The following is a 23,696-nucleotide window of genomic DNA, read 5'->3' as shown; positions in this document are numbered from 1 at the left end:
GGAGAGATGAAACGATGACAAGGGATGGCGAGAAAGCTGTAGTTTCCGGCGAAAAGGCGAAATGGATGTACACGAAGATGTTGGAAATCCGCAAATTTGAAGATGCAATCCATCATGAATTTTCCAAAGGAAGCTTGCCGGGATTCGTACATTTGTACGCGGGTCAGGAGGCGGTGGCCGTGGGCGTCTGTGCCCATTTGAACGATCGGGATACGATCACCAGCACCCATCGCGGGCATGGGCATTGCATTGCCAAAGAATGCGATATCAATGGCATGATGGCGGAATTGTACGGCAAGGCGACAGGGATTTGCAAAGGCAGAGGCGGTTCCATGCATATTGCGGATTTGGACAAAGGGATGCTGGGGGCAAACGGGATTGTCGGGGGCGGATTTCCGATCGCGACCGGTGCGGCATTGACAGCCAAAATCAAGAAAACGCAAGCGGTCAGCTGCTGCTTCTTCGGGGATGGCGCCAACAACCAAGGGACGTTTCACGAGTCGTTGAATCAGGCGGCGATCTGGAAGCTGCCGGTCATCTTTGTCGCGGAGAACAATGGCTACGGGGAGGCGACGACCTTCGAATACGCCTCCAGCTGCACGCATATTGCCGACCGGGCGCATGCCTATAATATTCCGGGAGTAATCGTGGACGGAAAGGACGTAATAGCCGTATACGAGGCGGCGCAAACGGCGATTGACCGGGCGCGTAACGGTGAGGGGCCGACGCTCATCGAATGCATTACCTTCCGCAACTATGGCCATTTTGAAGGGGATACCCAGACCTATAAAACCGATGAGGAAACAAAAGAGGAAAACGAACGGGATGCCATTGTCCTGTTCAAACAATACGTACTCCAGAACGGCCTGCTGTCGTTAGAAGAAACAGCGGGAATCGAGCAAGCGGTCGATGCGCAAATTCGGGAAGCGGTGCGGTTTGCCGAAGAAAGCCCGTATCCGGAAGACAAGGTGCTGTACGAAGACGTTTACGTTTCTTACTAATGATCGGGAGGATATATCATGTCAAGAATCATTACATTTGCAGAAGCGATCAACGAAGCGATTGAAATCGCGATGAAGGCCGATCCTAACGTCATTTTGATGGGTGAGGATGTCGCCGGAGGCGCCGATGTGGACCATTTGCAAGACGATGAGGCGTGGGGCGGTTCCTTCGTCGTGACCAAAGGATTGGTCCAGCAGTTTGGCCGCGAGCGGGTGATCGATACGCCGATCGCCGAGGCGGGCTATATGGGCGCTGCAATGGGCGCCGCTATTACCGGATTGCGTCCGATCGCCGAGCTGATGTTCAACGATTTCATCGGGACTTGTCTGGATCAGGTCATGAACCAGGGGGCCAAGTTCCGCTATATGTTTGGCGGCAAAGCCAAAGTCCCGGTTACGATTCGTACGACGCACGGAGCCGGCTTGCAGGCCGCGGCCCAACATTCGCAATCGCTGTATGCGTTATTTACCCATATTCCGGGGTTGAAGGTTGTCGTGCCTTCTACGCCGTATGACGCCAAGGGCTTGTTATTGGCTGCGATCGAAGACGACGATCCGGTTGTTTTCTTCGAAGACAAGTCGATGTATTACACCAAGGGAGAAGTGCCCAAAGGGTATTACACGATCCCGCTGGGTAAGGCCGATGTGAAGCGCCAAGGACAGGATCTGACGATCGTGGCTATCGGCAAGATGGTGCAGGTGGCGCAGCAGGCGGCTTCCCGTTTGTCCGCTAAAGGCATTGAGACGGAGATTGTGGATCCGCGCAGCTTGTCTCCGCTGGACGAATCGAGCATCTTGAACTCGGTTGCCAAGACGAATCGGCTCATTATTATCGATGAAGCGAATCCGCGCTGCAACATGGCGACCGATATTGCCGCGCTGGTAGCCGATAAAGGATTCGATCTGTTGGATGCGCCGATTAAGCGCATAACCGCGCCGCACACGCCGGTACCGTATTCGCCGCCGCTGGAAGCGTTGTATTTGCCTTCTCCGGAGAAGGTGATCGCGGCCTTTGCCGAGATGGTGGGCGATTCGTCGCTGCTCACAAGCTGATTAGCGCTTGAACGATAAATATTGTTATCCAGAAAGGAACAATTCATTATGGCTACAGAAGTCATTATGCCTAAATTGGGTATGTCGATGGTCGAAGGAACGGTGGTGAAATGGTTAAAGTCTGTCGGTGATTCCGTGGCAAAAGGGGAAGCCCTCGTGGAAATCAGCACCGAGAAGACGACAACCCAAATTGCAGCCGGAGCCGACGGCGTTCTGCTGAATATACAGGTCCATGAAGACGAGACGGTTCCGTATGGGACGGCAATCGGCCACATCGGCCAGCCGGGGGAGGCCTTCGCAACGCCAGAGCCGGTTCGCCCGGAAACGGCGCCGCCGGCATTGTCCGCTCCGTCGCCGCAGCTGCCTATGAAGCCGGCAGAGGATACGGTGAGCCGGTCCGGCGGTCGTATAGTGGCGACACCGGTCGCCAAAAAGATGGCGCGGGAAAGCGGTCTGGATCTAGGCTCCTTAATCGGAACCGGACCGGGTCGGCGCATTACGAAGCGGGACGTGCAGACGGCATTGGAGTCGCATCGGCAGCAGGCTGTATGCAGTCCGGCAGGCACCTGCGCCGAGGAGTCCGTCGAGCGTATCCCGGTAGCCGGGATGCGTAAAGCGATAGCCGCCCGCATGACGGAAAGCTTGCAGCAAAGCGCGCAGCTGACCTTGCATGCGAAGGCGGATGTGACGGAACTGGCAGCCCTGCACAAACAGGCCGTCCCCCATGTCCAAGATCAGCATGGCATCAAGCTGACCTTGACGGACTTTATCGCCAAAGCCGTCGTGCTGGCGCTGCAGGCGCATAAGGGGATGAATAGCGCCTACCGGGACGGCTGCATCGAAGTCTACGGCCACGTGCATCTGGCCGTTGCCGTCGCGGTGGAGAACGGACTGGTCGTACCGGTCATGCGCCATGTCCACCAGGCATCGGTCGTCGACCTGTCTCGCGGGATCAAATCGCTCAGCCAGCGGGCCAAGGCCAACCAGTTGTCTCCGGATGAAATGAGCGGTTCCACCTTTACTTTGACCAATCTGGGCGCATTCGGGATCGAATATTTCACGCCGGTGTTGAATCCGCCGGAAGCCGGGATATTGGGAATCGGGACGGCGAAGGATGAACCGGTCTACATGGGGGATGACTTGCAGCGCAGAACGATGCTGCCGCTCAGCTTGACGTTTGATCACCGGGTATTGGATGGAGTGCCGGCTGCCCAATTTTTGAATGCGGTGAAGGGAAATTTGGAAAAGCCGCTCAGCTTACTATTTTAAGGAGGACCCGCTGTGAGCAAGGTAGCCGTTATTGGAGGCGGTCCGGCCGGTTATGTCGCCGCGATTACCGCTTCCCGCCAAGGGGCCGATGTGACGTTGGTTGAAGAGCAGGCGCTCGGAGGAACATGCTTGAATGAAGGCTGCATGCCGACTAAGGCGCTGCTGGAAAGTGCGGAAGTGTGGACCGCGGTTCAACGGGCCGGACACTTCGGCATCGAGGTGCCTCTCAAGGGGGCTGGCATACAGTGGCCGCGCGTCCAAGCGTATAAGGATCAGGTAGTAGCCAAGCTCGTTCAAGGTATCGGGTATTTGATGAAAAAGAATAAGATCGCCGTTGTGCGGGGAAGCGCCCGGTTTGCCGATGCCCGCACGCTGGAGGTGCGCCAGGAAGGCGGGACGATCCGTATTCAAGCCGATCGATTTATTGTGGCGACGGGTTCCGAACCGGTCGAGCTGGCTGCCGCGCCTTATGACGGGGAATGGATCATTCACAGCAAGCAAGCGATGGCATTACCGAGTATTCCCGAGTCGTTATTGATTGTGGGCGGAGGCGTGATTGGCTGCGAGTTTGCAAGTATCTATAGCCAGATGGGAACCCAGGTCACCTTGGTCGAAATGGGTCTCCAACTGCTGCCGGGCGAAGATGCGGATATTGCCCAAGTGCTGCACGGGGAGTTGTCCCGACAGGGCGTCGAGATTCGCACGGAAACGACTCTGCACCGGGTGCTCCGAGCGGACAAGCAAGTGGAATTGAAGAACGCTTCGTCCGTCGCGCGCCATTCGTTTGAGCGGGTGCTGATCGCGGCGGGACGCAAACCGCGGATTCGCGATTTGGGTCTGGAACGCATCGGTGTCACGGCGACGGCCCGGGGCATCGCGGTCAATGCGCACATGCAGACAGCGGTCCCGCATATTTACGCTTGCGGGGACGTGATCGGCGGGATTCAACTGGCCCATGTCGCCTTCCATGAAGGAGAGACCGCCGCTCGGCATGCATGCGGACAAGAGCAGGCACCGCATGCTGCCGTGATTCCGCGTTGCATCTATACATCGCCGGAGATTGCCAGTGTCGGCTTGAACGAACGGCAGGCCCGGGAAGCATATGGGGACATTCGAATCGGGGAATTTGCCTTCGCAGCTATCGGCAAGGCGCTGATTTTGGATCAGCAGGCGGGGAAAGTGAAGGTGCTGGTGGAGCCGGTCTATGAACAAATCGTCGGCGTCTCGATTGTCGGACCGCGGGCGACCGAGTTGATTGGACAAGGCTCCTTGATGATCCATAGCGAGATGACCGTCGACGGGCTCGAAGGATGGATTGCAGCGCATCCGACGCTATCCGAGGCGATCTATGAAGCGGTCTTGGATGCGAAGGGACAGGCGCTCCACAGCTAAGGAGATGGGCAGACAACACGAACACGGGAGGACAACAAGATGGGTTTACAGGGTAAAGTGGCGGTAATCACCGGAGCAGGGGCCGGAATTGGCAAGGCGACGGCCATCCTGTTCGCCCGGGAAGGCTGCAAACTGGTCATTAACGACTACAATCCGCAAGCGGCGGAGCAGACCGTCGCGGAGATTCGCGCGCTTGGCGGACAAGCGGTCATGTCCTGCGGCGATGTCGCCAGCCAGGAGGTGGCATTGCGCACCGTAGAGACGGCCGTGGACGCGTTCGGAACGATCGATATTTTATTTAACAATGCCGGCATCGTGCTGCCGGGCGAAGGCTATATTGTCGATGTGACCGAGGAAGTGTGGGATCAGACGATCCGGGTCAATTTAAAGGGCACGTACCAGTTTTGCAAAGCGGTTTTGCCGTTGATGGTGAAGCAAGGAGGCGGGTCCATCATTAATGCCTCCTCTATTGTGGCTCTGACCGGCGGGTACGCTTGGGATGCCTACACGGCTTCCAAAGGAGGGGTTCTCGCCTTGACACGCTCGCTGGCGGTCGAGTACGGGGCATCCCATATCCGCGTCAACGCCATTTGCCCGGGCATCATTCGCACGGCCATGACGGAGAAGGATATCAACAATCCCGAGGAGCATCAAGCGCTGCTGGCGTCAACGCCGATGCGCAGACTGGGAAGTCCGGACGAGGTCGCGCAATCCGTGTTGTTCCTCGCTTCGGACGCCTCCTCGTTTATTACCGGAATTGCTTTGCCGATTGACGGCGGCTGGACAGCCATGTAAAGGAATGGCTCCTCTCCCGGGGAGGAGTTTCGGAATCGGATAGCCCGGTAGAGAAGGGTCCTATCCCGTGAAGCCCATGAAGGAAAATAGAAAGAGAAGAGGAGAGTTTCATATGACGAATCCATCTGCCGAAGCTCCATTTTTTCAAACCATGCCTTACGCGTTATACACGGACCCTCAAGTGTACCGGGAGGAAAAGCAAAAGATTTTCTCGCGTTCCTGGAATTTCGTCGGCATGTCCAGTCTTGTGGCCAAGCCCGGAGACTTCTATACTTGTGAGGTAGCGGGCCAACCGATTATTGTCACTCATGGGCAGGACGGCGTAATTCGGGCATTCTACAATGTATGCGCCCATCGCGCCACGAAAGTGGAGAAGGAAGAGTTCGGCTCCAAGAAAATATTGATGTGCTCGTACCACGGCTGGACGTACAAGCTGGATGGCGGATTGAATAAAACGCCGAATTTTAAAGACTGTTCCGAGCTATGCACAGGCGCCTTCGACTTGAAGCCGATACGCCTGGAAATCGAATCCTCGTTTATGTTCGTCAACCTGGACGATCAAGCGCCGGCCTTATTGGATACGTATCGCGATTTTTTTGAAGATATCCGCGTATTTTCGTTCATGGGCAATTTGAAGAAAATCGAAGTCAAAAAACGGGTCATTGGCTGCAACTGGAAAGTATTTATCGACAATTTCCTGGAATGCGACCATTGCCCGATAGCCCATCCCGGCTTTGTTTCCACGCTCGATATGAAGAAGTATCACATTATCAATGGCGATTATTGCAATATTCAAGGAACCGGTCTCAAAGCCGGCCGCACCGACCTGCAGACCGCAGAGGTTCAGGAAGGGCGATTCTACTGGCTGTGGCCCAATACGATGGTGACGGTTTATCCGGGACCCGGCAATATTTCGACCATCCAGATGCTGCCGATTGACCATGAGACGACGATGGGGGTCTATACGTTCTATCTGGAAGGCGACGAACCGACGGCTGAGCAAAAACAATTGATGGCTTTCGCCGATCAGGTCAGACAAGAAGATGTTGAACTGGTCGAACTGGCTCAAGTGGGGTATCGTTCCTCGGCATTTGACCGGGGCATTTGTTCGCCGACCGAGCACGGGGTTTACCATTTTGCCCAATTGGTCCAGTCTGCGCTTGGCCCGCGCTAACGGCAGTCCAGACAACGAGAGGATGTGGGGAAATGAAACAGCAGTTGTTCATCGACGGAGAGTGGGTAGACGCGCCAGACGAAACGGTTTTGCGGTCGCCCTATTCCGGAGAAGCGATCGCACACATACCGGCCGCTTCGCCAGCCGAAGTCGATCGCGCCCTGGCCGCCGCCGACCGGGCGCGCGAAACGATGGCCCGGATGCCTGCCCACCAGCGGGCATCCATTCTGGAGAAGGTGGCAGTGCTGTTAAGCGAGCGGGCCGACGAGGCGGCGCGAATCCTGGCACTGGAAGCGGCCAAGGCCATCACGACTGCCCGGCTTGAGGTGCAGCGTACGATTCAAACGTATAAATTCGCGGCGGAAGAAGCCAAACGGATTCACGGGGAGACGATCCCGCTGGATGCCGCGCCCGGGGGCGAAGGGCGCATCGCTTATACGATGCGCGAGCCGCTTGGCGTAATCGGGGCGATCACGCCGTTTAACTTCCCGCTGAATTTGGTGGCCCATAAGCTTGGTCCCGCCATTGCCGCAGGCAATACCGTCGTGCTTAAGCCGGCCGCCCAGACGCCGCTGTCGGCTTTCTTTATCGCCCGTTTGTTTCAGGAAGCCGGATTGCCGCCAGGCGCGCTGAATGTGGTGACCGGCAGCGGCCGTACCGTCGGCGAGCAGATTGTGACGGATCCGCGGGTGAAGATGGTCACCTTCACGGGCAGCCCGGAAGTGGGAACCGCCATTCGCAACAAGGCCGGTCTCAAGCGCGTCACGCTGGAGCTGGGGTCCAATGCCGCTGTGATCATCGATGAGGGAGTGGATGTGGATCGTATTATTTCCCGCTGCGTGACCGGGGCTTTCAGCAATCAAGGGCAGGTGTGCATCTCCCTGCAACGGATCTATGTGCATGAAGCGGTATTCGAGCATTTTGTCGGCCGGTTTGTGGAGGCGACCCGGCAGCTTCGCATCGGCGACCCGTTGGACCCGAATACGGATCTGTCTGCGCTGATCAGCCGTCAGGAAACGGCTCGCGTGCAGAGCTGGATAGAGGAGGCTCGGGAGCATGGCGCCGTGGTGGCGACAGGCGGAACGACGGAAGACGGCGTCCTGATGCCGACGGTGCTCCTGCAGGCGGACCATGCCTTGAATGTGTCTTGTCAGGAGGCTTTCGGACCCATCGTGGTGATCAATTCGGTCCGTTCAGTAGCGGCGGCCGTCGACCTGGTCAACGATTCCCGCTACGGCCTGCAGGCCGGTGTTTATACGCGCGATATTCAAACGGCTTTGGACGCCGTGGACAAGCTGCAAGTCGGGGGCGTCATGATTAACGACATTCCAAGCTTCCGGGTGGATCACATGCCTTATGGCGGTGTGAAGGAGAGCGGATTGGGCCGCGAAGGCATCAAGTATGCCGTCGAGGAAATGACGGAAATGAAGCTGGTTGTGTGGAATCGAAATTAGATCCAAGGAAAGGAGTGCACCCTGGATGAAACTCGGCATGTATATTAAGGGTCGGTGGATCATGAGTGTCACCGGTCGGACCCGGGATATTGTGAACCCGTCCAATGGCCAAGTGATGGGACAGGCAACCGAAGGCGATCGCGAGGAGGCGCAGGCGGCCATTGCGGCGGCAAGGGAGGCTTTCGACAGCGGGATTTGGTCCGATATGGACAAGACCGAGCGCGCGGCCTATCTGACAGCCATTGCGGACCGGATGGAGGCGCGGACGGCGGAGCTGGCTCGGCTCGAAGCGGCCAACCATGGCAAGACGCTTCGCGAAGCCGTCTACGATGTCGAGGGAGCCGTCTCCTGCTTTCGCTATTACGCCAAGCTGATCGTCGAGCAACAACCGCTCGCGTTGAAGCCGACCGAAGACGTGGACTTGCTGATCGTCCGAGAACCGGTAGGGGTGTGCGGCTTGATCGCGGCATGGAATTACCCGATTTTGTTTGCCGCGTGGAAAATGGCCCCCGCGCTGGCGGCCGGCAATACGCTCATTTTCAAGCCTTCCCAGAATACGCCGGTTACGGCCGTCAAAGTATTTGAGATCATGGATGAAGCGGGCTTGCCTGCAGGCGTAGCCAACTTGGTCCTCGGCCGCGGCAGCTCGATCGGAGACGAACTGGCAAGCAGTCATGATGTCGATTGTCTCTCGTTCACAGGGGGCACGCAGACTGGCCGAACGGTCATGAAGGCCGCTACGGGCAATATGAAGAAGATCGCGTTGGAGCTTGGCGGCAAGTCGCCGGTCGTGATTTTTGCCGATGCCGATTTTGACACCGCTCTGGATTATGCGTTGTACGGCATTTACATGGGAGCGGGCCAAGTTTGTTCGGCAGGTTCCCGCATCTTGGTAGAAGCCGAGATCTATGACCGCTTCGTGGCAAGCTTTGCCGAACGCGCCAACCGGATTCGAGTCGGTCGAAGCGACGACCCTGAAGCGGAAATGGGCGCCATCTCCACTCAGAGCCATATGGAGGAAATCCTCTCGTACGTTCAGATCGGCCGGGATGAAGGAGCGCGTCTCGTTTGCGGCGGATACCGCAAGGTAGACGACGGCTGCGAGCACGGATATTTTATCGCTCCGACCGCCTTTGCCGATGTGACATCTGCGATGCGTATCGTGCAGGAAGAAATCTTCGGTCCGGTTGCGGTCATTCAGAAGTTCACCCGAGAGGACGAAGCCGTTCAACTGGCCAACGACACGATCTACGGCTTGGCAGGCGCCGTGTTTACCCGGGATATGGACAAGGCGAAGCGGGTGATTCGCAAAATTCGCGCCGGGATCACCTATGTGAATACGTATCACCTGTCCTATGATGAAGGCCCATGGGGAGGATACAAGCAGAGCGGCATCGGCCGCGAATTGAGCACGCTCGGCCTGGAGGAATATCAGGAGGTCAAGCAAATCAATATTAACCGAAAAGTCGAGCCGATCGGCTGGTTTCGCGAGTAAGGCTCCGTTCGCTATACGTAAGGCCCGGTTCCATTGACGGATACCGGGCTTTTGGCGTACCTGAGTAGCGTTTGTATTTGTATAATATCCGTAAGAGTGGTAAGTGACTCGGAATTGAGTTATATTTAACTCAATGACAGGGAGGGATTGATGATGCGCGAGGATCGAAGCGCCTTGAACAAAACGATGGAAATCAATAGCGAGATGCTGCAGAAAATTCTAGACCATTCGTCGGACGAGATTTTCGTAGTAGACGGCAATAAACGCATTGTTTATGTGAATGGCGTATGCGAGAGGCATTATGGTCTGAAGCCCGCGGATGTGATCGGGAAAAACGTCATGGATTTGTATGCCGAAGGCTACTGGACGCCGTCGATTATTCCGGACTTGTTTCAAAGCAAAAAAACAACAACCATGAAGCAGACGACTTATCTGGGGACGGAACTGATCACGACGGCGGTTCCGCTCTTAAACGGGGACGGAGATATCGAGCTTGCCGTCATCACCTCCCAGCAAATGCTTCATTACAAACGCGTGGTCCAGGGCGCAGAGGAGTCTGGCGAGAAGGAAGGGGAAGAGGGCGCGAATCCGGCGGCTTCTATCATTACCAACAGTGCCAAGATGAAGCAAATTTTAAAGCTGTGTCAAAAAGTGGCGCCCATCGACTCCACGATTCTCATTCAGGGCGAATCCGGTACCGGCAAAGGGGTGTTGGCGCATTATATTCATGCCATTAGCAATCGCCGGAAGGGCACGTTTCTGACGATCAACTGTGCGGCGATCCCCGAGGAGCTGCTCGAATCCGAGCTGTTCGGCTATGAACAAGGAGCGTTTACAGGCGCGACCCGATCGGGCAAGCCCGGATTAATCGAAGCGGCCAACGAAGGTACGTTGTTCATGGATGAGATCGGAGAATTGTCTTTGAAATTGCAGGCCAAGCTGCTGCAAGTCATTCAAGAGCACGAGTTCATCCCGGTAGGGGGGCGCAAGACCAAAAAAGTCGATATTCGGATTATTGCGGCAACCAATCGCAATTTGCAGGAAATGGTCCAGCAAAAACGGTGGCGCGAGGATTTGTACTACCGCTTGAATGTTATCGACATTAAGATTGTGCCGTTACGGGAAAGACGTGAGGACATTACGCCGCTTACGTATTATTTTTTGAATAAATTCAATAAAAAATACGGGACCAATCAATTGATCTCCGAGGATGTCATTGCGTTGTTCAACCACTACCCTTGGCCGGGGAATCTGCGGCAGCTGGAGCACTTGATCGAGCGGCTCGTCATTACGACCGATTCGGTAATCGAGGTGCAGGATTTGCCCGATTTATTTCAAAAATACACGGCTGCCGCGGCTCGTCCTTCCGCTCTGGATGCGGCGTTAGAAGAGTTGGAGCGGTCCATGGTGACGAGTGCTTACCAGCGTCTTCAAAGCAGCCGCAAAGTTGCTGCCGAATTGGCGATTAGCCAGACCAAGGCTTCCCGCCTGATCCGCAAATACGTTATGGGCCTGAACGGAGATAAAGGGCGCCTCGATGAGGAAGATTCCGGTCTATGAACGGACGGACGGTTAAACAAGAAGCGGCAACGTTTTTTCAAACGTTGCCGCTTTTAAGCGCATGTCCAATTCCTACGCGAGCCGGTATTTAAAATCCTCATAGCCGAATTCGCGCACGATCCGGCAATCGCCGTCTTTGTCTTGAAGGGCGATAGCCGGAAGCGCCATGCCATTAAAGGTGTTCGTTTTGACCATCGAATAAATCGCCATGTCGCCGAACACTACACGATCGCCGCACACTAATGGCCGATCGAACGAATAATCTCCGACTACATCTCCAGTTAGGCAGGTTTGTCCAGTAAGTCGGTAGGTAAACGGCTTTTCTCCAGGCAGGCCGGAGTCCAGAAGCGGGGGACGGTACGGCATTTCCAATACATCGGGCATATGGCAAGTTGCGGAGGTGTCGAGAATTGCAATCCCGATTCCGTTCTTATGCAGATCGAGTACGGATGCAATCAAGTAGCCTGCGTTGAGCGCAACGGCTTCCCCGGGCTCCAAATAAACTTCCAGTCCGTATCGGTTCTGCATTCTCTTGATGCAAGCTTCCAGGGTGGGGATATCATAATCGTCTCTCGTGATATGATGGCCTCCGCCAAAATTGATCCATTCCATTTGCGGCAGCCACGTTCCAAACTTTTCTTCGACCGCCCGCAGCGTCGTCTCCAAATCATCGGAGTTCTGCTGGCAGAGGGTATGAAAGTGCAGACCGGATACGCCATCCAGCAAATCCGGACGGAAATCCTCCCGTTTGACGCCGAACCGGGAGCCTGGAGAGCACGGGTCATAGATCTCGTGCCCCACTTGAGTCGAGCATTCCGGGTTGATGCGCAAGCCGACCTTCCTGCCGGAGCGGAGGGCCCGGTCTTTGTACTTCTCCAGCTGCGAGAAGGAATTAAAAATGATGTGATCGCAGATCGAGAGGATTTCGTCAAATTCCTCTTCCCGATAGGCAGGGGCAAAGACATGAGTTTCTTTGCCCATCTCTTCGTGGCCCAGCCGGGCTTCGTATAAGCCGCTTGCGGTTGTGCCGCTTAAGTATTCGCCGATAAGGGGATACAAGGCTGTCATGGAAAATGCTTTTTGCGCCAACACAATCTTGGCTCCAGTTCGCTGCATGACGCCGTTAAGGATTTTAAGATTCTTCTCGATGAGCGCTACATCGACGACGAAACAAGGCGTGGGCAGATCCTCAAACCGCATCTTAACGCACCAGCGCCGGTTGTTTAGGGGCTTCCTGTCCATCATCAACCAATATAGGATTAAAGTCTTCTACCCATGGAAGTCCCCATTTGTTCAGCTCTTCCATGAACGGATCCGGATCGAACTCTTCGATATTGTAGACCCCCGGCTTGTTCCATTTTCCGGTCAGAACCATAGCCGCTCCGATCATGGCTGGAACGCCGGTCGTGTAAGAGACCGCTTGAGAGCCTACTTCCTTATAGCACGCTTGGTGGTCGCAAACGTTGTATACATAGTACGTTTTATCTTGGCCGTTTTTCTTCCCTTGGAAAATGCAGCCGATGTTTGTTTTGCCGACGGTACGCGGTCCCAGCGATGCCGGATCGGGCAATACGGCTTTCAAGAACTGAAGCGGAATGATTTTCTTGCCTTCGAATTCAATCGGCTCAATCGAAGTCATTCCTACGTTCTCCAGCGCCTTCAGGTGAGTCAGGTAGCTTTGGCCGAAGGTCATGAAGAAGCGGATACGCTTAAGTCCCGGCATGTTGGCCGCAAGGGACTCCAGCTCTTCGTGGTAAAGCAAGTACATATCTTTCTCGCCAACCTGATCGAAATTATAGACACGCTTGATTTCCATGGGCTTGGTTTCGATCCACTCGCCGTTCTCCCAATATCTCCCGTTGGCCGATACTTCGCGGATATTGATTTCCGGGTTGAAATTTGTTGCGAACGGATAGCCGTGATCGCCGCCGTTGCAGTCCAGAATGTCGATATATTCAATCTCGTCGAAGTAATGCTTGAGCGCGTAAGCCGAGAATACGCCGGTTACGCCCGGGTCAAATCCGCTGCCCAGAAGAGCGGTAATGCCGGCTTTCTCAAAACGCTCGCGGTACTCCCACTGCCATTTGTATTCGAATTTGGCGGTATCTTCCGGCTCGTAATTCGCCGTATCCATGTAATGCGTTTTGGTAGCCAGGCAGGCGTCCATGATGGTTAAATCCTGGTACGGCAGTGCCAAGTTCATAACGATATCCGGTTTGACCTTTTCGATCAAAGCAATGAGCTCATCCACATTATTTGCGTCTACTTGCGCAGTCGTAATTTTCGTTTTGCCGCCATCCAGTTTTGCTTTCAACTCGTCGCATTTGGATTTGGTACGGCTTGCGATGCAGATTTCTTCAAACACTTCGCTGTTTTGAACGCATTTGTGGATAGCTACGGATGCCACTCCGCCACAACCAATAACCAGGGCTTTTCCCATTTCTCGATCCCCTTACCTCATCAATTTTGGTGAAGCACAATTTCTTATCCATTCAATTGCAGATTGCTGCCACTTGCCGTGTTCGTTGGGATCGATCTGATGTTGCCATCGTTTCTTCCGCACAAAAAAACAAGTGAATAAACGCATCGTCGCGTATCACACTTGTTTAGATATAATCAGAAATATTAAAGTCACCATTCCGGAGACGTCGCTTTTTTTTGAAGAAAGCTCTTTAATATTCAAAATATATCAATCAGGATCAGAGTCTATATAGCAAATAATCACTTTTACCACTCTTATTGATCGTTTCACAAGTTGATGTGCGATGCACTGGTTGTAAAGAAACCTAACTTATAAAATTTGAGCTTGTCGCTCAATCAATAAGGCAACTAAAGTTGCCGTTCGGCATTTGACCCGGCTGTCCGTATGGCCTTTACTTCCTTTGCGGATGTGGTCAAAAATTATCTGCTTGGAAAGATCCCGTGTTTTGAATAGCAGCTTTCCAAATAACGCATTTTCATAATATCATAAACTACGGATATATCAATACATATATTTAAGATTTCACAACATAATACGACAAATCATGATATTTGATGAGTATTTTGGTTTTGCAACCGAGTTGACGGCGCGAACGGTGAGGTGCAATCGCAAGCACAAGCTCTCAAGATCGATGGATCTCGAGAGCTTATTGCTATATACGGGCTTCGCCTTCTGCGCGTTATTTGTTCATCCCTCCGATTCGGGCAACCGGGATTGCAGGTTGACCAATCGTTTTTTTCCCATCGAGAAACTGAAGAATGCAGAGAGTAAGGCTAACGTTACCAGGAAACTCGCCATCCATGGATTATAGAGCACGGTGGAATTGGCGGTTATCATCGCTCCGCCCGCCCCGGCACCGGCCGCCAATCCCAAATGAACGATCGATGTATTCAAACTGAGAACGAGACCGGAAGACTGGGGCGCTTGTTGGATGAAATACGTTTGAGTGGCCGGTCCTGCCATGAACAGAGAGAGTACCTGCAGCGAGATCAATAGTAATCCGATCGTCGTCGATCCGGCAAACAGGGGCAGCAGCGCCAGAACCGCAGCAAGAACGATGGTGCTGAAGGCAAGGATGCGCGCGGCCCCCCAGCGATCGATGCCGTAACCGCCCAAGCGCGTACCGACTGCGCCGACTACACCCAACACAAGCATGACCATACCGATGTTGGACGCTTTAAGATGAAGGATGTCTTGCATAAACGGCGTTAAATACGTAAACAGAACCGAGTTCCCCGACTCTCTAAAAAAGGTAAGAAACAAACCGCTTACGATAACGACACTTCCCAGCACTTTGAATTGCTGCCGGAAGGAAATCGGCGCATCCCCATCGATCTCCGGAAGCAGGCGGGATATGACGAAGGCGATTAATAGGGTGAATAGCCCCAAAATTAAGAAAATCGCTTTCCAGCCCAACCCGTTCGTAATGGCTATTCCGAACGGTACTCCCAAAATCATGGCGCTGCTGAAGCCGAGAACGATCGTGCTGATCGCACTGCCTAATTTCTCGGGAGGGACGATTTTGGCAGCCGCACCGAATGCAACGACGATGTAGAGTCCCGAGCTTATGCCCAGAATGACGCGGGAAGCGATCAAGATCGAGATATTAGGGCTCCACGAGGATAGCAGGCAGCCCAGAATGAAGGCGGCCAACGAGCCTAACAGCACTTTTCGGCGTTCCATACGGGAAGTCAGCGATACCAGGACAGGAGTTCCAATGGCAAAGGCTAGCGAATAGGCCGTGATCAATTGCCCGGCAAAGGCGATGGAAACGTTTAGGTCTTTAGCAAGTACGCGAAGAATGCCGGAGATGACCAGCTCCGAGGTCGCCGTTACGAATACGCCCAAGGCCATTACGTAAACCGCCCATTTATGCATTGCGTTCATTCCCTTCCGTTTATGGTATTGTCAGTATAGGGTGGTTACGATAAAATTGTAAGAAGGCAAAGTATTGGGACATAAGCAATGTATTTGGACCAACTTACTTTTTGTTAGGGATGTGATCGTATGCCGGAACAAGCTTCCTCTACAACAGGTTCGGAAACCGGAAATACCAGCATATGCGAAGTGTTGCAAATTCTTGGAGCCAAGTGGGCTTTTCTTGTACTGAACGAGCTGCTTAACGGACCGCAACGATTTAACCAGCTTCGACGGAACGTATCCGTTATTAAAACCCAGTCCCTGACGGATACGCTGCGTCATTTGGAGCATAACGGTCTTGTCCGGCGCCAAGTTTTTCCGACTGTACCTGTCACGGTGGAATATTCCTTAACCGAGAAGGGGAGCGATTTCCAAACCGCTCTGAAAGAGATGGATAAATGGGTGCAAAAGTGGGGCAATTCGCGGCAAATCGACGAAAGAACCGGCGCTTCTACTTAAAATAACTACTACCTAATGCAGCCTGACCGGCCTGTTGAGAAATTTCAACAGGCTCTTTTGTTACCCCAATTTCCGTATTGTCGATTCCTCCCAATCAGCTGTTGCTTCCATGCGTAGCGTAAAGCATAATAGTGACATTACTTGTCATGAATTTACTTATAAAAAGGGGCTGGCGGGGATGCCCAAGTCCAAACGACTGATGGAATTGATGATGACGGTCAACCGGAAACGGCGTTTCAAGGTGCAGGAGCTGGCCGACGAATTCGGGGTTTCCAGGCGCACGATTTTGAGGGATTTGCAGGAGCTGAGCGAGCTGGGCGTGCCGCTTTACTCGGAAGTAGGGCCGCACGGAGGCTACCAGGTAATAAGGGAGAGAGTGCTGCCTCCGATCGCATTCACAGAGGGAGAGGCTGTGGCGATGTTCTTTGCGGTGCACGCCCTGCGCCATTATTCCTCGCTGCCCTTCGAGGCGGAATCCGCCTCCGCGCTGAGCAAATTCTACCTTCATATGCCAGGGGATGTCCGAGACCGGATCGACAGCATGAAAGACCGGGTCGACTTCATTACGCCGGCCAGACGCGGGGATTCCCCTTGCCTGGCGATTCTTCTCGAGGCTGCCATACGTGGAAAGGTGCTCACCGTGGAATACAAGACGAAGGAGGAGCAGACGAACAGCCGCAGGATTCAACCGGTCAGCCTTTATGCAAATAACGGTTTCTGGTATTGTACCGCCTATTGTTTTTTGCGCGAGGGATACCGCGTATTCCGGTGCGATCGGATCCGCGAGGCGGCTTATGATACGTCCGGCACGGAACCGCTCGATCCGGGCGATGTCCGTCTCCTTGTACGGGATCACTCCGAAACGAAGGATCCTATCCGCCTGCTCGCGGAAGTAAGCCGAGCCGGGGTCCAGCGCTGCGAAGCCGAGCTCTGGCTGGCTCCCATGTTGCAAGTGCATGAAGACGGGAGCGGCACGATCCGGGCGGAGGTGTCCCGCAGCGACATTCCCTTTTATTCGGAATTCTTCGTTGCCTTAGGAAACGAAGTCGTTCTGGAAGAGCCGGCAGAGTTGAAGGAGGCGATCCGTGGGAGGCTCCTCGAGCTGTTGGAACGTTACCGTTGAAGGGAACGATTCATGCTGTTTTGCCAAGCTTTGCGAATTCGACAAACGTTAGTTCTTCCAGGCTATTTGACAGGATGACTCTTTGAGATATGTTTGAGGTAGAAGCAGCCAGTTCGATAGAGGCCGGACAATGCGGACTGATTAGGGGGTAACATTTTGCCAGGATACAGCTTTCAATTATTAGGCAGCTTGAGGATAGCCCTCGACGATACGTCCATCACGGAAATTCCAGGAAAAAAGGCCGTGCTGCTGCTCGCGTACTTGGTCCTCGCTTTTGATATGCCGCAAAGCAGGAAGCGCATTGCCTTCGATTTTTGGCCGGACTCTACCGAAAAACAAGCTCTTTCCAATCTGCGGAAACTCATTCATGGTCTTCGGGAATGCCTTCCTCAATTAGACCAGTACATAAAAGTTACACCGGCCTATATGCATTGGAGGCAGGAGCTGCCCTTCTATTCGGATGTGTTCGAATTTGAACAGGCGGCGCAAGGAAACACGCTCTACGAGCTGCGCAAAGCGGAAGAACTGTACCGGGGCGAGCTTCTGCCCGGATTTTACGAGGAGTGGCTCGATGCGAAGCGAGAGCTGCTGGAACAAACGTATTTGAATGTGCTCGATAAGCTTATTTCTATTTTGGAAAGTCAGCGGGACTACGCGTCGGCTTTATTATTTGCGAATAAACTGCTGGTCCGGAATAAAGAAAGGGAGGAAACGTACCGTATCCTCATGCGGCTGTATGCCTTGAATAAGGATATGGCGGGCGTTGCGCAAATGTATGAGCAGCTTAGCCGCGTTTTGGAAGCCGAGCTGGAGATTGCTCCCGCGGAGGAGACGGTACAGCTGTACGAAACGCTGATGCGGAACGGAAGCGACCATACGGCAGGCGGGTATAGCCAAACGCCGCTTTTCGGCCGAACCGCCGAATGGGAAACCATGCTGAGCGTTTGGCAGCAAGCCAAGGCGGGCAGAACCTCGTTGCTGCTTTTGAAGGGAGAAGCGGGAATCGGCAAAACCAGATTGGCGCTGGAATTTAAGGAATGGGTAGAAAGCCGGGGAATTCGAACGGCATTTGCCGGCTGCTACCCGACCGTGCGTTCGCTGTCCTATACTCCCGTGACAAGCTGGCTCAGAAGCATTCCCTTGCCACAGATGAATGTGGTTTGGCTGTCCGAACTGGCGCGATTGCTGCCGGAGTTGTTCGAACGATTCCCGAACTTGCCGATGCCGACGCCGATCCAGGAAAGCTGGCAGCTGAACAAATGGTACGAGGCGATAGAACGGATGCTGCTGGCCGAACAACCGCTGCTGCTCTGCTTGGACGACATCCAATGGAGCGACAAGGAAACTTTGCAGCTACTTGCCTATCTTCTTCACAGCGGCTCCAAAGCGAAGCTGCTGGTGATCGCGACGATGAGGACCGACGAGTACGCGGACGATGCCCTCGGCCATTTCGTTGCCGGGCTTCGGATCGAACGGACGATTACGGAAATCGAGCTTGCCCCGTTGAACGAGAATGACACGAAACGACTGATGGCCGCTATGGTCGGCATTCCGTTAGCGGAGCTGAATTCGTCCGGTTTATATGCAGAAACCGGTGGTAATCCGCTGTTCATCGTGGAAACGATGAGGGAATGGCAAACCGGCAGGAGCCAGAGCGACTTTCGTCTTTCGCCTTTGGTCAAATCCGTCATCGAAAGTCGGTTAAGCAGGCTTTCGCAAGAAAGTTTGCAGCTGATTTCAGCCGTAGCCGCGGTCGGAAGGCCCGTGTTGCCGGAGTTTATGGCGGTCGTATTCGATAGGAAAGAAGAGACGGTCCTCGACAACATGGAGCAACTCGTGCAGCTGAAGATTATGCAGGAATTCGGAGACAAGCAATACAGTTTCACGCATGACCTCGTAAGAAGCGTCGCGTACCATTTGAAGAACGACAGCAGGCGCAGGCGGGATCATAAGCAAATCGCGCAGGGGCTGGTCGCTTTTCATGACGGGAAGCTGGAACCTGTCGCCGCGGAAATCGCCTATCATTTGGAGCTTGCGGGAATGGGCGGGGAGGCCGTTCCCTATTATGAGATGGCCGCGTCAGCCGCCGAGAAGATGTACGCCAATGAAACAAGGATCAACTATTACCGGAAGCTATGTCTGCTGCTCCCCCCCGAACAAATTTTGCCTTACCTGATGAAACTCGGCGAAGCATGGATTTTGGTAGGGGATTGGGTCGAAGCGGAGAAAAGCTACCGGCAATGGCTTGAACGTTCGGGAAACTCCGCAACGCTCCGGGAACGATCGCTCTGCGACGTGGCGCTGGGCAATTGTTTGCGATTGCAGGGGAACTATGAGGAAGCGAGCGTTCATCTGGAACGAGCGCAGCGCTGCTTCGAGCTGATGGAGGATCATTCCGGTCTGACTTTCGTTTATACGACGCTTGGTATTTTGCATTACTATAAGGGCAATTACGACAAGGTGCTCGAATATTTGAAGAAAAGGACGGAATTGTCCGATGTTGACAATCAAAGCCGCGAGGATTGTCGATTTCTTGGAGTTATAGGCCATCTGTTTTATGACCAATGCCAATACGACCAAGCGATTTTCTGGATCAAGAAGCAGATCTCGATCGCAACGGACAATAAGGACAAATATTCCATAGAGCAAGCCATGGGCGTGCTCTCGATGATCTATATGGACATGGACGAGATGGACCGGGCTTTCGAATTCATCGCGGATAAAATGGAGATCAGCAGCTCGATCGGAGATCGTATGGGCTTCGCTAATGCACTCGGTATGTTGGGCAGGTATTATTGGTATCTGGGACACCATGCGCAGGCGACGCCATGCTTCGTTTTTTGTCTCGAAGAAGCCGTTGCGATCAACGATTGGAGAGTAGCGGCCATCATGCTCAGTTATGAAGGGCGCAGCCGCCTCGCTCGGCATCGGCTGGAAGAAGCCGACCTCTTGCTCGAACGTTCGATTCGGCTGTTTCAAAAACTGCGAACTCCTTACTTCGAATGCGAAACTCTCTATTATATGAGCTTGCTGCGACAACGCCAGAATCGGTACGAAAGCGCTGTAGAGACGGCGGAAGAAGCTCTGCAGCTCGCCAATCGGCTGAAACGGAAAGATATGGAGGTCAGCCTTCAGGTGCTTCTGACGCAGGTAGAGACCGTTATAGGCCGGATAAGTTACGAAGAAGCGATGAACTTGCTGGAACGGATGCTGGAGCAGTACCCCGATCCGCAAGAACAGGCTTCCATTCGTTACGCGATGTGGAAGCTGAATCCGGAGTCGCAGGAACAGCAAGCCGCTGGGCGCTTGTTGAACGAAGAACTTTACCGAAAGTCGGGCAAACAGCTGTATTTCGACCGTTGCCGCGAGCTTAATGGTTCCTGCCCGGCGGCCATGGCGCGTCCGATGCCGCCCCTTGCAGCCGAAGCTGCCCGAGCCGACAAGGTATCTCCCGAAACGTTGGAGCAAATCGATCGATATTCTACTTAAAATGAGTGGAGTCGTTCGGGTTTCCAATTGAGTTTTGAAGCGCTTTTGAAGCGCTCCCCTCTTTACAATGAATGTGAATACATTGACGAGGGGATGAAAGTAAGTGAAGAACAAGAAGATGGGTATTATTTTGGCATTTGTTGCCGCCGTATTAGCCAGCTCATACGGATCCGCCTATGCCGCGGCCAATTTGGAGCCGATCAACGCTTATTTTAACCGGGGCGTATCGTTTGTGTTAAAGGGAGAGCTGTGGCAGCCCAAGGACGAAGACGGAAACCTGCTGACAGCGATTCATTACGAAGGAAGCAACTATTTGCCGGTCCGAGCCTTGGCCGAGGCGCTAAAAATACCGATCGAATTCGACGCGGTTAGTCAAAAAATATATATCGGAGGCAAGCCCGCGGAGAAGACGCCGATTTTCGCCATGCCGATGGAGATTGACAACATTTACGCGATCTTGTCCAAAGACCCGAAAGAAACGATGGTGAAAAATAAGCAGTTTCAAGAGGTTTTAAAGATTGACCAATACGGAGATGTGATTTTTACAACTGACCGGAAATACAAACGGCTGGTCTTGGATGCCGCTGTCGTCAGTCCCGGCGAACACGAGGTGGAGTTCTCGCTGTATAACGCGAGCGACAATGCGGCGAACACGGCCCAAACGATTCTGAAAAAGCTTACCGTTAAACCGGATGACGACGTAAAGAAGCTTATCTTCAATGTCGAAGGTCTGGAGAAAATCAAAATCCATGTGCAAAGTCCGAATTTGAACCCTTATATTTATGCAAGAATTTTGGATACTTCTTATTTCGATAACGGAGACCCTGCCGCAACCGCCGGCTCGAAAGAAGCGCCGTCCAAGTGAGGAGAAGCTTATCCTTAATCTTCGTACGGCAGCTCGTTATGACAATCAGACGGAAAACGGGAGGGCTTTTCTTGGCCTCCCTCGTATTGAGCCTAGGGCTGCTCCCTTCGCTTGCCGCAGCGGAAATCACGCCCAATCTAAAGTTTGATGCTATTTATCAAAATACGACTCCTCTCCTGATACCGGGAGATAAAGGCAGTCCGAGCGGTAAAGTCAGGTGGGCCTATAACGAAATTGACGCCACTCTGTCCACTTCTCCCACGGTAGGTTCCGACGGCACCGTTTATTTGGGAGCGGAAAATAAAAAGCTGTATGCCATTAACCCGGACGGAACGAAAAAGTGGGAGCTTTTATTGCCGGATGTCGTCTATTTCACCGTCACGGGCTCCGACGGTACGCTCTATGCGGCCGGCGTCGACGGTAAAGTGTACGCCATCGATTCGGTCGGGAGACTGAAATGGGAGTTCGCCAGGGAAGGGGCTCTGGTGGCCAGAGACTCTTGCAGCTCGTGGAGCCGGTATAGATTTAAAGCACTCGCCATTGGCGATGACGGCACGATCTATGCCCCAGGAGTAAGCGAGCTGTATGCTATTCATCCGGACGGGTCGAGAAAGTGGCTGTATGCCGTTAATGCGGCGGAGACGAAAGAACAGTTTCCCCCTCCGGAGTGGAAAGTGAAGGGGAACGAAGTGGCTTCCCCCGCTGTTGGACCGGACGGAACGATTTATATCGGCACGAAAATCGGCAGTCTTTACGCGATCAAACCGAATGGAGAGAAAAAATGGACGTTTCGTGCAAATGGAGGCGGTATTTACATTCCTCCCGTGTTTGGAGCCGACGGTACCCTTTATGTGAAATCGTTTGACTCAAGCGGAGACTCGCTTTATGTTCTTCGTCAGGATGGTACGCTGAAATGGAGCTCGGATCTTAAAACCTATTCCAAGCCGGCCGTCGGGACAGACGGTGCCGTTTATGTATGGTCGGATATGAAGCTGCTTGCCTACAATCCGAATGGCGCTATTCAATGGGAGATGGAAGCCGGAAAACCGTTTTTGACGAATGCCTCGGTATGCGGCGGCTATCAACCGCTCTTTTCGACTCCCGCGGTCGGAACCGACGGCACGGTCTATGCCGCAGCAGCAGTAGGCGATTGGTTGTACGCGATCGATCCCCGGGGGAAAGTACAGTGGCAATATTACGCCAAGGGCTTTGGAGGATACAGCCCTGCTGTAGGAACTGACGGAACAGTCTACATGGTCTCGGCCAAAACCTTGTATGCGCTCGGCACCGACGCCGCAAGCGTCAGCTTGAATAAAAACGCGTTGGATTTGCAAACGGGAGCCAGCGAAGTGTTGAAGGCTACGGTTGTCCCTGACGCGGCATTAAACAAACGGGTGATATGGAGCAGCAATGAAAGCGCAGTGGCAGAGGTGGATCGTAACGGTCAAGTAACGGGCGTAAGGCCGGGCAAGGCGAAAATTATCGCGAAGACGGAGGACGGGGAATTCACTGCCGTTTGCGAAGTGACGGTAATAGGGGCTGCGGAAAGCAAGTCTCCGCCGCCGGACCCGGTTATTACGCCAAACTTGACCGACATTGCGGGGCACAAGGCGAGCGAAGAGATCGGGAAGGCGGTGGCGCTCGGATTCGTTAACGGGTATCCGGACGGCACGTTCCGGCCGGAAGCGAGCGTCACCCGGGCTGAGTTTACAGCCATGCTCATGAGAGGACTTAAGCCGAAGGGGGAAGGTTCTTCGCTTGCCTTCGCGGATAAGGACGCTATCGGCGTCTGGGCGGTCCAACCGGTGGCCCAGGCGGTGCAGCTTAGCATCATAAGCGGCTATGAGGACGGTACGTTCCGGCCGAACGCCAACATTACTCGCGCGGAAATGATCGCCATGGTTGTGCGCGCCTCCGGCCTTGCCAAGGAAAGTGCGCCGCAGACCGGCTTTGCCGACGATGCCGATATTCCGGCATGGGCGAAACCATCCGTGTCGAAGGCCGAGGAGACCGGCATCATCATCGTCGGCGGGCTGCCGGACAACAAATTCGCTCCGCAGGTGCTCTCCACCCGCGCAGAAGCGGCATCCGCCATCGTCCGTATGCTGAACATCAGACGCTAAGCGAAACAACACCTCCCTGAATCGTTTATACGATTTGGTGGG

Annotated in this window: 18 protein-coding genes; 14 read left to right on the top strand and 4 right to left on the bottom strand. The window is 53.9% G+C overall.

Annotation, left to right across the window (positions count from 1 at the left end):
- The first annotated feature begins 14 nt into the window (after nucleotides 1-14).
- From ABD796_RS29750 to ABD796_RS29710, 9 genes are all read left to right on the top strand, one after another.
- Nucleotides 15-1,001: a thiamine pyrophosphate-dependent dehydrogenase E1 component subunit alpha gene (locus ABD796_RS29750; RefSeq protein WP_344915281.1), complete on the top strand. Its 987-nt coding sequence runs from the start codon at nucleotides 15-17 to the stop codon at nucleotides 999-1,001.
- Nucleotides 1,002-1,019: 18 nt separating this feature from the next.
- Entirely contained in the window at nucleotides 1,020-2,054 is a 1,035-nt protein-coding gene (locus tag ABD796_RS29745; RefSeq protein ID WP_344915279.1) for an alpha-ketoacid dehydrogenase subunit beta, read from the top strand.
- Nucleotides 2,055-2,102: 48 nt separating this feature from the next.
- Nucleotides 2,103-3,323, top strand: coding sequence for a dihydrolipoamide acetyltransferase family protein (locus ABD796_RS29740; RefSeq protein WP_344915277.1), 1,221 nt, complete (start codon nucleotides 2,103-2,105; stop codon nucleotides 3,321-3,323).
- Nucleotides 3,324-3,335: 12 nt separating this feature from the next.
- Nucleotides 3,336-4,715, top strand: coding sequence for a dihydrolipoyl dehydrogenase (lpdA, locus tag ABD796_RS29735; RefSeq protein ID WP_344915275.1), 1,380 nt, complete (start codon nucleotides 3,336-3,338; stop codon nucleotides 4,713-4,715).
- Nucleotides 4,716-4,754: 39 nt separating this feature from the next.
- A complete protein-coding gene (locus ABD796_RS29730; RefSeq protein WP_344915273.1) occupies nucleotides 4,755-5,510 on the top strand; it encodes an SDR family NAD(P)-dependent oxidoreductase in 756 nt (251 codons plus the stop codon).
- A gap of 112 nt (nucleotides 5,511-5,622) precedes the next feature.
- Complete coding sequence (locus ABD796_RS29725; protein ID WP_344915271.1) at nucleotides 5,623-6,684, top strand: aromatic ring-hydroxylating oxygenase subunit alpha; 1,062 nt, start codon at nucleotides 5,623-5,625, stop codon at nucleotides 6,682-6,684.
- Nucleotides 6,685-6,716: 32 nt separating this feature from the next.
- Complete coding sequence (locus tag ABD796_RS29720) at nucleotides 6,717-8,138, top strand: aldehyde dehydrogenase family protein (protein ID WP_344915269.1); 1,422 nt, start codon at nucleotides 6,717-6,719, stop codon at nucleotides 8,136-8,138.
- A 25-nt stretch (nucleotides 8,139-8,163) separates the two neighbouring features.
- Nucleotides 8,164-9,633 carry an aldehyde dehydrogenase family protein gene (locus tag ABD796_RS29715; RefSeq protein WP_344915267.1) on the top strand — a complete coding sequence of 490 codons (1,470 nt, stop codon included), beginning with the start codon at nucleotides 8,164-8,166 and terminating at the stop codon, nucleotides 9,631-9,633.
- 150 nt (nucleotides 9,634-9,783) lie between these two features.
- A complete protein-coding gene (locus tag ABD796_RS29710; RefSeq protein ID WP_344915265.1) occupies nucleotides 9,784-11,193 on the top strand; it encodes a sigma-54 interaction domain-containing protein in 1,410 nt (469 codons plus the stop codon).
- 72 nt (nucleotides 11,194-11,265) lie between these two features.
- Here the strand turns inward: ABD796_RS29710 and nspC are convergent, their stop codons facing one another.
- The 3 genes from nspC to ABD796_RS29695 all read right to left on the bottom strand — a co-directional run bounded on the left by nspC (nucleotide 11,266) and on the right by ABD796_RS29695 (nucleotide 15,553).
- Nucleotides 11,266-12,393 carry a carboxynorspermidine decarboxylase gene (nspC, locus tag ABD796_RS29705; RefSeq protein WP_344915263.1) on the bottom strand — a complete coding sequence of 376 codons (1,128 nt, stop codon included), beginning with the start codon at nucleotides 12,391-12,393 and terminating at the stop codon, nucleotides 11,266-11,268.
- Nucleotide 12,394: 1 nt separating this feature from the next.
- Nucleotides 12,395-13,633, bottom strand: a complete 1,239-nt coding sequence (locus ABD796_RS29700; RefSeq protein ID WP_344915260.1) for a saccharopine dehydrogenase family protein — start codon at nucleotides 13,631-13,633, stop codon at nucleotides 12,395-12,397.
- A 729-nt stretch (nucleotides 13,634-14,362) separates the two neighbouring features.
- Complete coding sequence (locus tag ABD796_RS29695; protein ID WP_344915258.1) at nucleotides 14,363-15,553, bottom strand: MFS transporter; 1,191 nt, start codon at nucleotides 15,551-15,553, stop codon at nucleotides 14,363-14,365.
- A 129-nt stretch (nucleotides 15,554-15,682) separates the two neighbouring features.
- On the opposite strand from ABD796_RS29695, the gene ABD796_RS29690 reads away from it, so the two are divergent.
- Both ABD796_RS29690 and ABD796_RS29685 read left to right on the top strand, forming a co-directional pair.
- Complete coding sequence (locus tag ABD796_RS29690) at nucleotides 15,683-16,054, top strand: winged helix-turn-helix transcriptional regulator (protein WP_344915256.1); 372 nt, start codon at nucleotides 15,683-15,685, stop codon at nucleotides 16,052-16,054.
- A gap of 178 nt (nucleotides 16,055-16,232) precedes the next feature.
- Nucleotides 16,233-17,177, top strand: a complete 945-nt coding sequence (locus ABD796_RS29685; RefSeq protein ID WP_344915254.1) for a helix-turn-helix transcriptional regulator — start codon at nucleotides 16,233-16,235, stop codon at nucleotides 17,175-17,177.
- A gap of 180 nt (nucleotides 17,178-17,357) precedes the next feature.
- Here ABD796_RS29685 and ABD796_RS29680 read toward each other — a convergent pair whose 3' ends face one another.
- Complete coding sequence (locus ABD796_RS29680) at nucleotides 17,358-17,546, bottom strand: hypothetical protein (protein ID WP_344915252.1); 189 nt, start codon at nucleotides 17,544-17,546, stop codon at nucleotides 17,358-17,360.
- Between the two features lie 57 nt (nucleotides 17,547-17,603).
- Here ABD796_RS29680 and ABD796_RS29675 point away from each other — a divergent pair, with 57 nt between their 5' ends.
- The 3 genes from ABD796_RS29675 (at nucleotide 17,604) to ABD796_RS29665 (ending at nucleotide 23,654) form a co-directional block, all read left to right on the top strand.
- Entirely contained in the window at nucleotides 17,604-20,666 is a 3,063-nt protein-coding gene (locus ABD796_RS29675; RefSeq protein WP_344915250.1) for an AAA family ATPase, read from the top strand.
- Between the two features lie 103 nt (nucleotides 20,667-20,769).
- A complete protein-coding gene (locus ABD796_RS29670) occupies nucleotides 20,770-21,531 on the top strand; it encodes a hypothetical protein (RefSeq protein WP_344915248.1) in 762 nt (253 codons plus the stop codon).
- Between the two features lie 71 nt (nucleotides 21,532-21,602).
- A complete protein-coding gene (locus ABD796_RS29665; RefSeq protein WP_344915246.1) occupies nucleotides 21,603-23,654 on the top strand; it encodes an S-layer homology domain-containing protein in 2,052 nt (683 codons plus the stop codon).
- The last annotated feature ends 42 nt before the right edge of the window (nucleotides 23,655-23,696 follow it).

Source organism: Paenibacillus hodogayensis (genome assembly GCF_039536325.1).
Taxonomy (GTDB): Bacteria; Bacillota; Bacilli; order Paenibacillales; family NBRC-103111; genus Paenibacillus_AB; species Paenibacillus_AB hodogayensis.
The sequence above is the reverse complement of the archived record's forward strand: the minus strand, read 5'-3'. Positions and strand labels throughout refer to the sequence as shown.

Bases quoted from the DNA above. Each gene is read 5' to 3' on its own strand.
- ABD796_RS29750 (WP_344915281.1), top strand. From the start codon at position 15: ATGACAAGGGATGGCGAGAAAGCTGTAGTTTCCGGCGAAAAGGCGAAA.
- ABD796_RS29745 (WP_344915279.1), top strand. From the start codon at position 1,020: ATGTCAAGAATCATTACATTTGCAGAAGCGATCAACGAAGCGATTGAA.
- ABD796_RS29740 (WP_344915277.1), top strand. From the start codon at position 2,103: ATGGCTACAGAAGTCATTATGCCTAAATTGGGTATGTCGATGGTCGAA.
- ABD796_RS29730 (WP_344915273.1), top strand. From the start codon at position 4,755: ATGGGTTTACAGGGTAAAGTGGCGGTAATCACCGGAGCAGGGGCCGGA.
- ABD796_RS29725 (WP_344915271.1), top strand. From the start codon at position 5,623: ATGACGAATCCATCTGCCGAAGCTCCATTTTTTCAAACCATGCCTTAC.
- ABD796_RS29720 (WP_344915269.1), top strand. From the start codon at position 6,717: ATGAAACAGCAGTTGTTCATCGACGGAGAGTGGGTAGACGCGCCAGAC.
- ABD796_RS29715 (WP_344915267.1), top strand. From the start codon at position 8,164: ATGAAACTCGGCATGTATATTAAGGGTCGGTGGATCATGAGTGTCACC.
- ABD796_RS29710 (WP_344915265.1), top strand. From the start codon at position 9,784: ATGATGCGCGAGGATCGAAGCGCCTTGAACAAAACGATGGAAATCAAT.
- nspC (WP_344915263.1), bottom strand. From the start codon at position 12,393: ATGCGGTTTGAGGATCTGCCCACGCCTTGTTTCGTCGTCGATGTAGCG.
- ABD796_RS29700 (WP_344915260.1), bottom strand. From the start codon at position 13,633: ATGGGAAAAGCCCTGGTTATTGGTTGTGGCGGAGTGGCATCCGTAGCT.
- ABD796_RS29695 (WP_344915258.1), bottom strand. From the start codon at position 15,553: ATGCATAAATGGGCGGTTTACGTAATGGCCTTGGGCGTATTCGTAACG.
- ABD796_RS29690 (WP_344915256.1), top strand. From the start codon at position 15,683: ATGCCGGAACAAGCTTCCTCTACAACAGGTTCGGAAACCGGAAATACC.
- ABD796_RS29685 (WP_344915254.1), top strand. From the start codon at position 16,233: ATGCCCAAGTCCAAACGACTGATGGAATTGATGATGACGGTCAACCGG.
- ABD796_RS29680 (WP_344915252.1), bottom strand. From the start codon at position 17,546: ATGAATGAGTTTCCGCAGATTGGAAAGAGCTTGTTTTTCGGTAGAGTC.
- ABD796_RS29675 (WP_344915250.1), top strand. From the start codon at position 17,604: ATGCATTGGAGGCAGGAGCTGCCCTTCTATTCGGATGTGTTCGAATTT.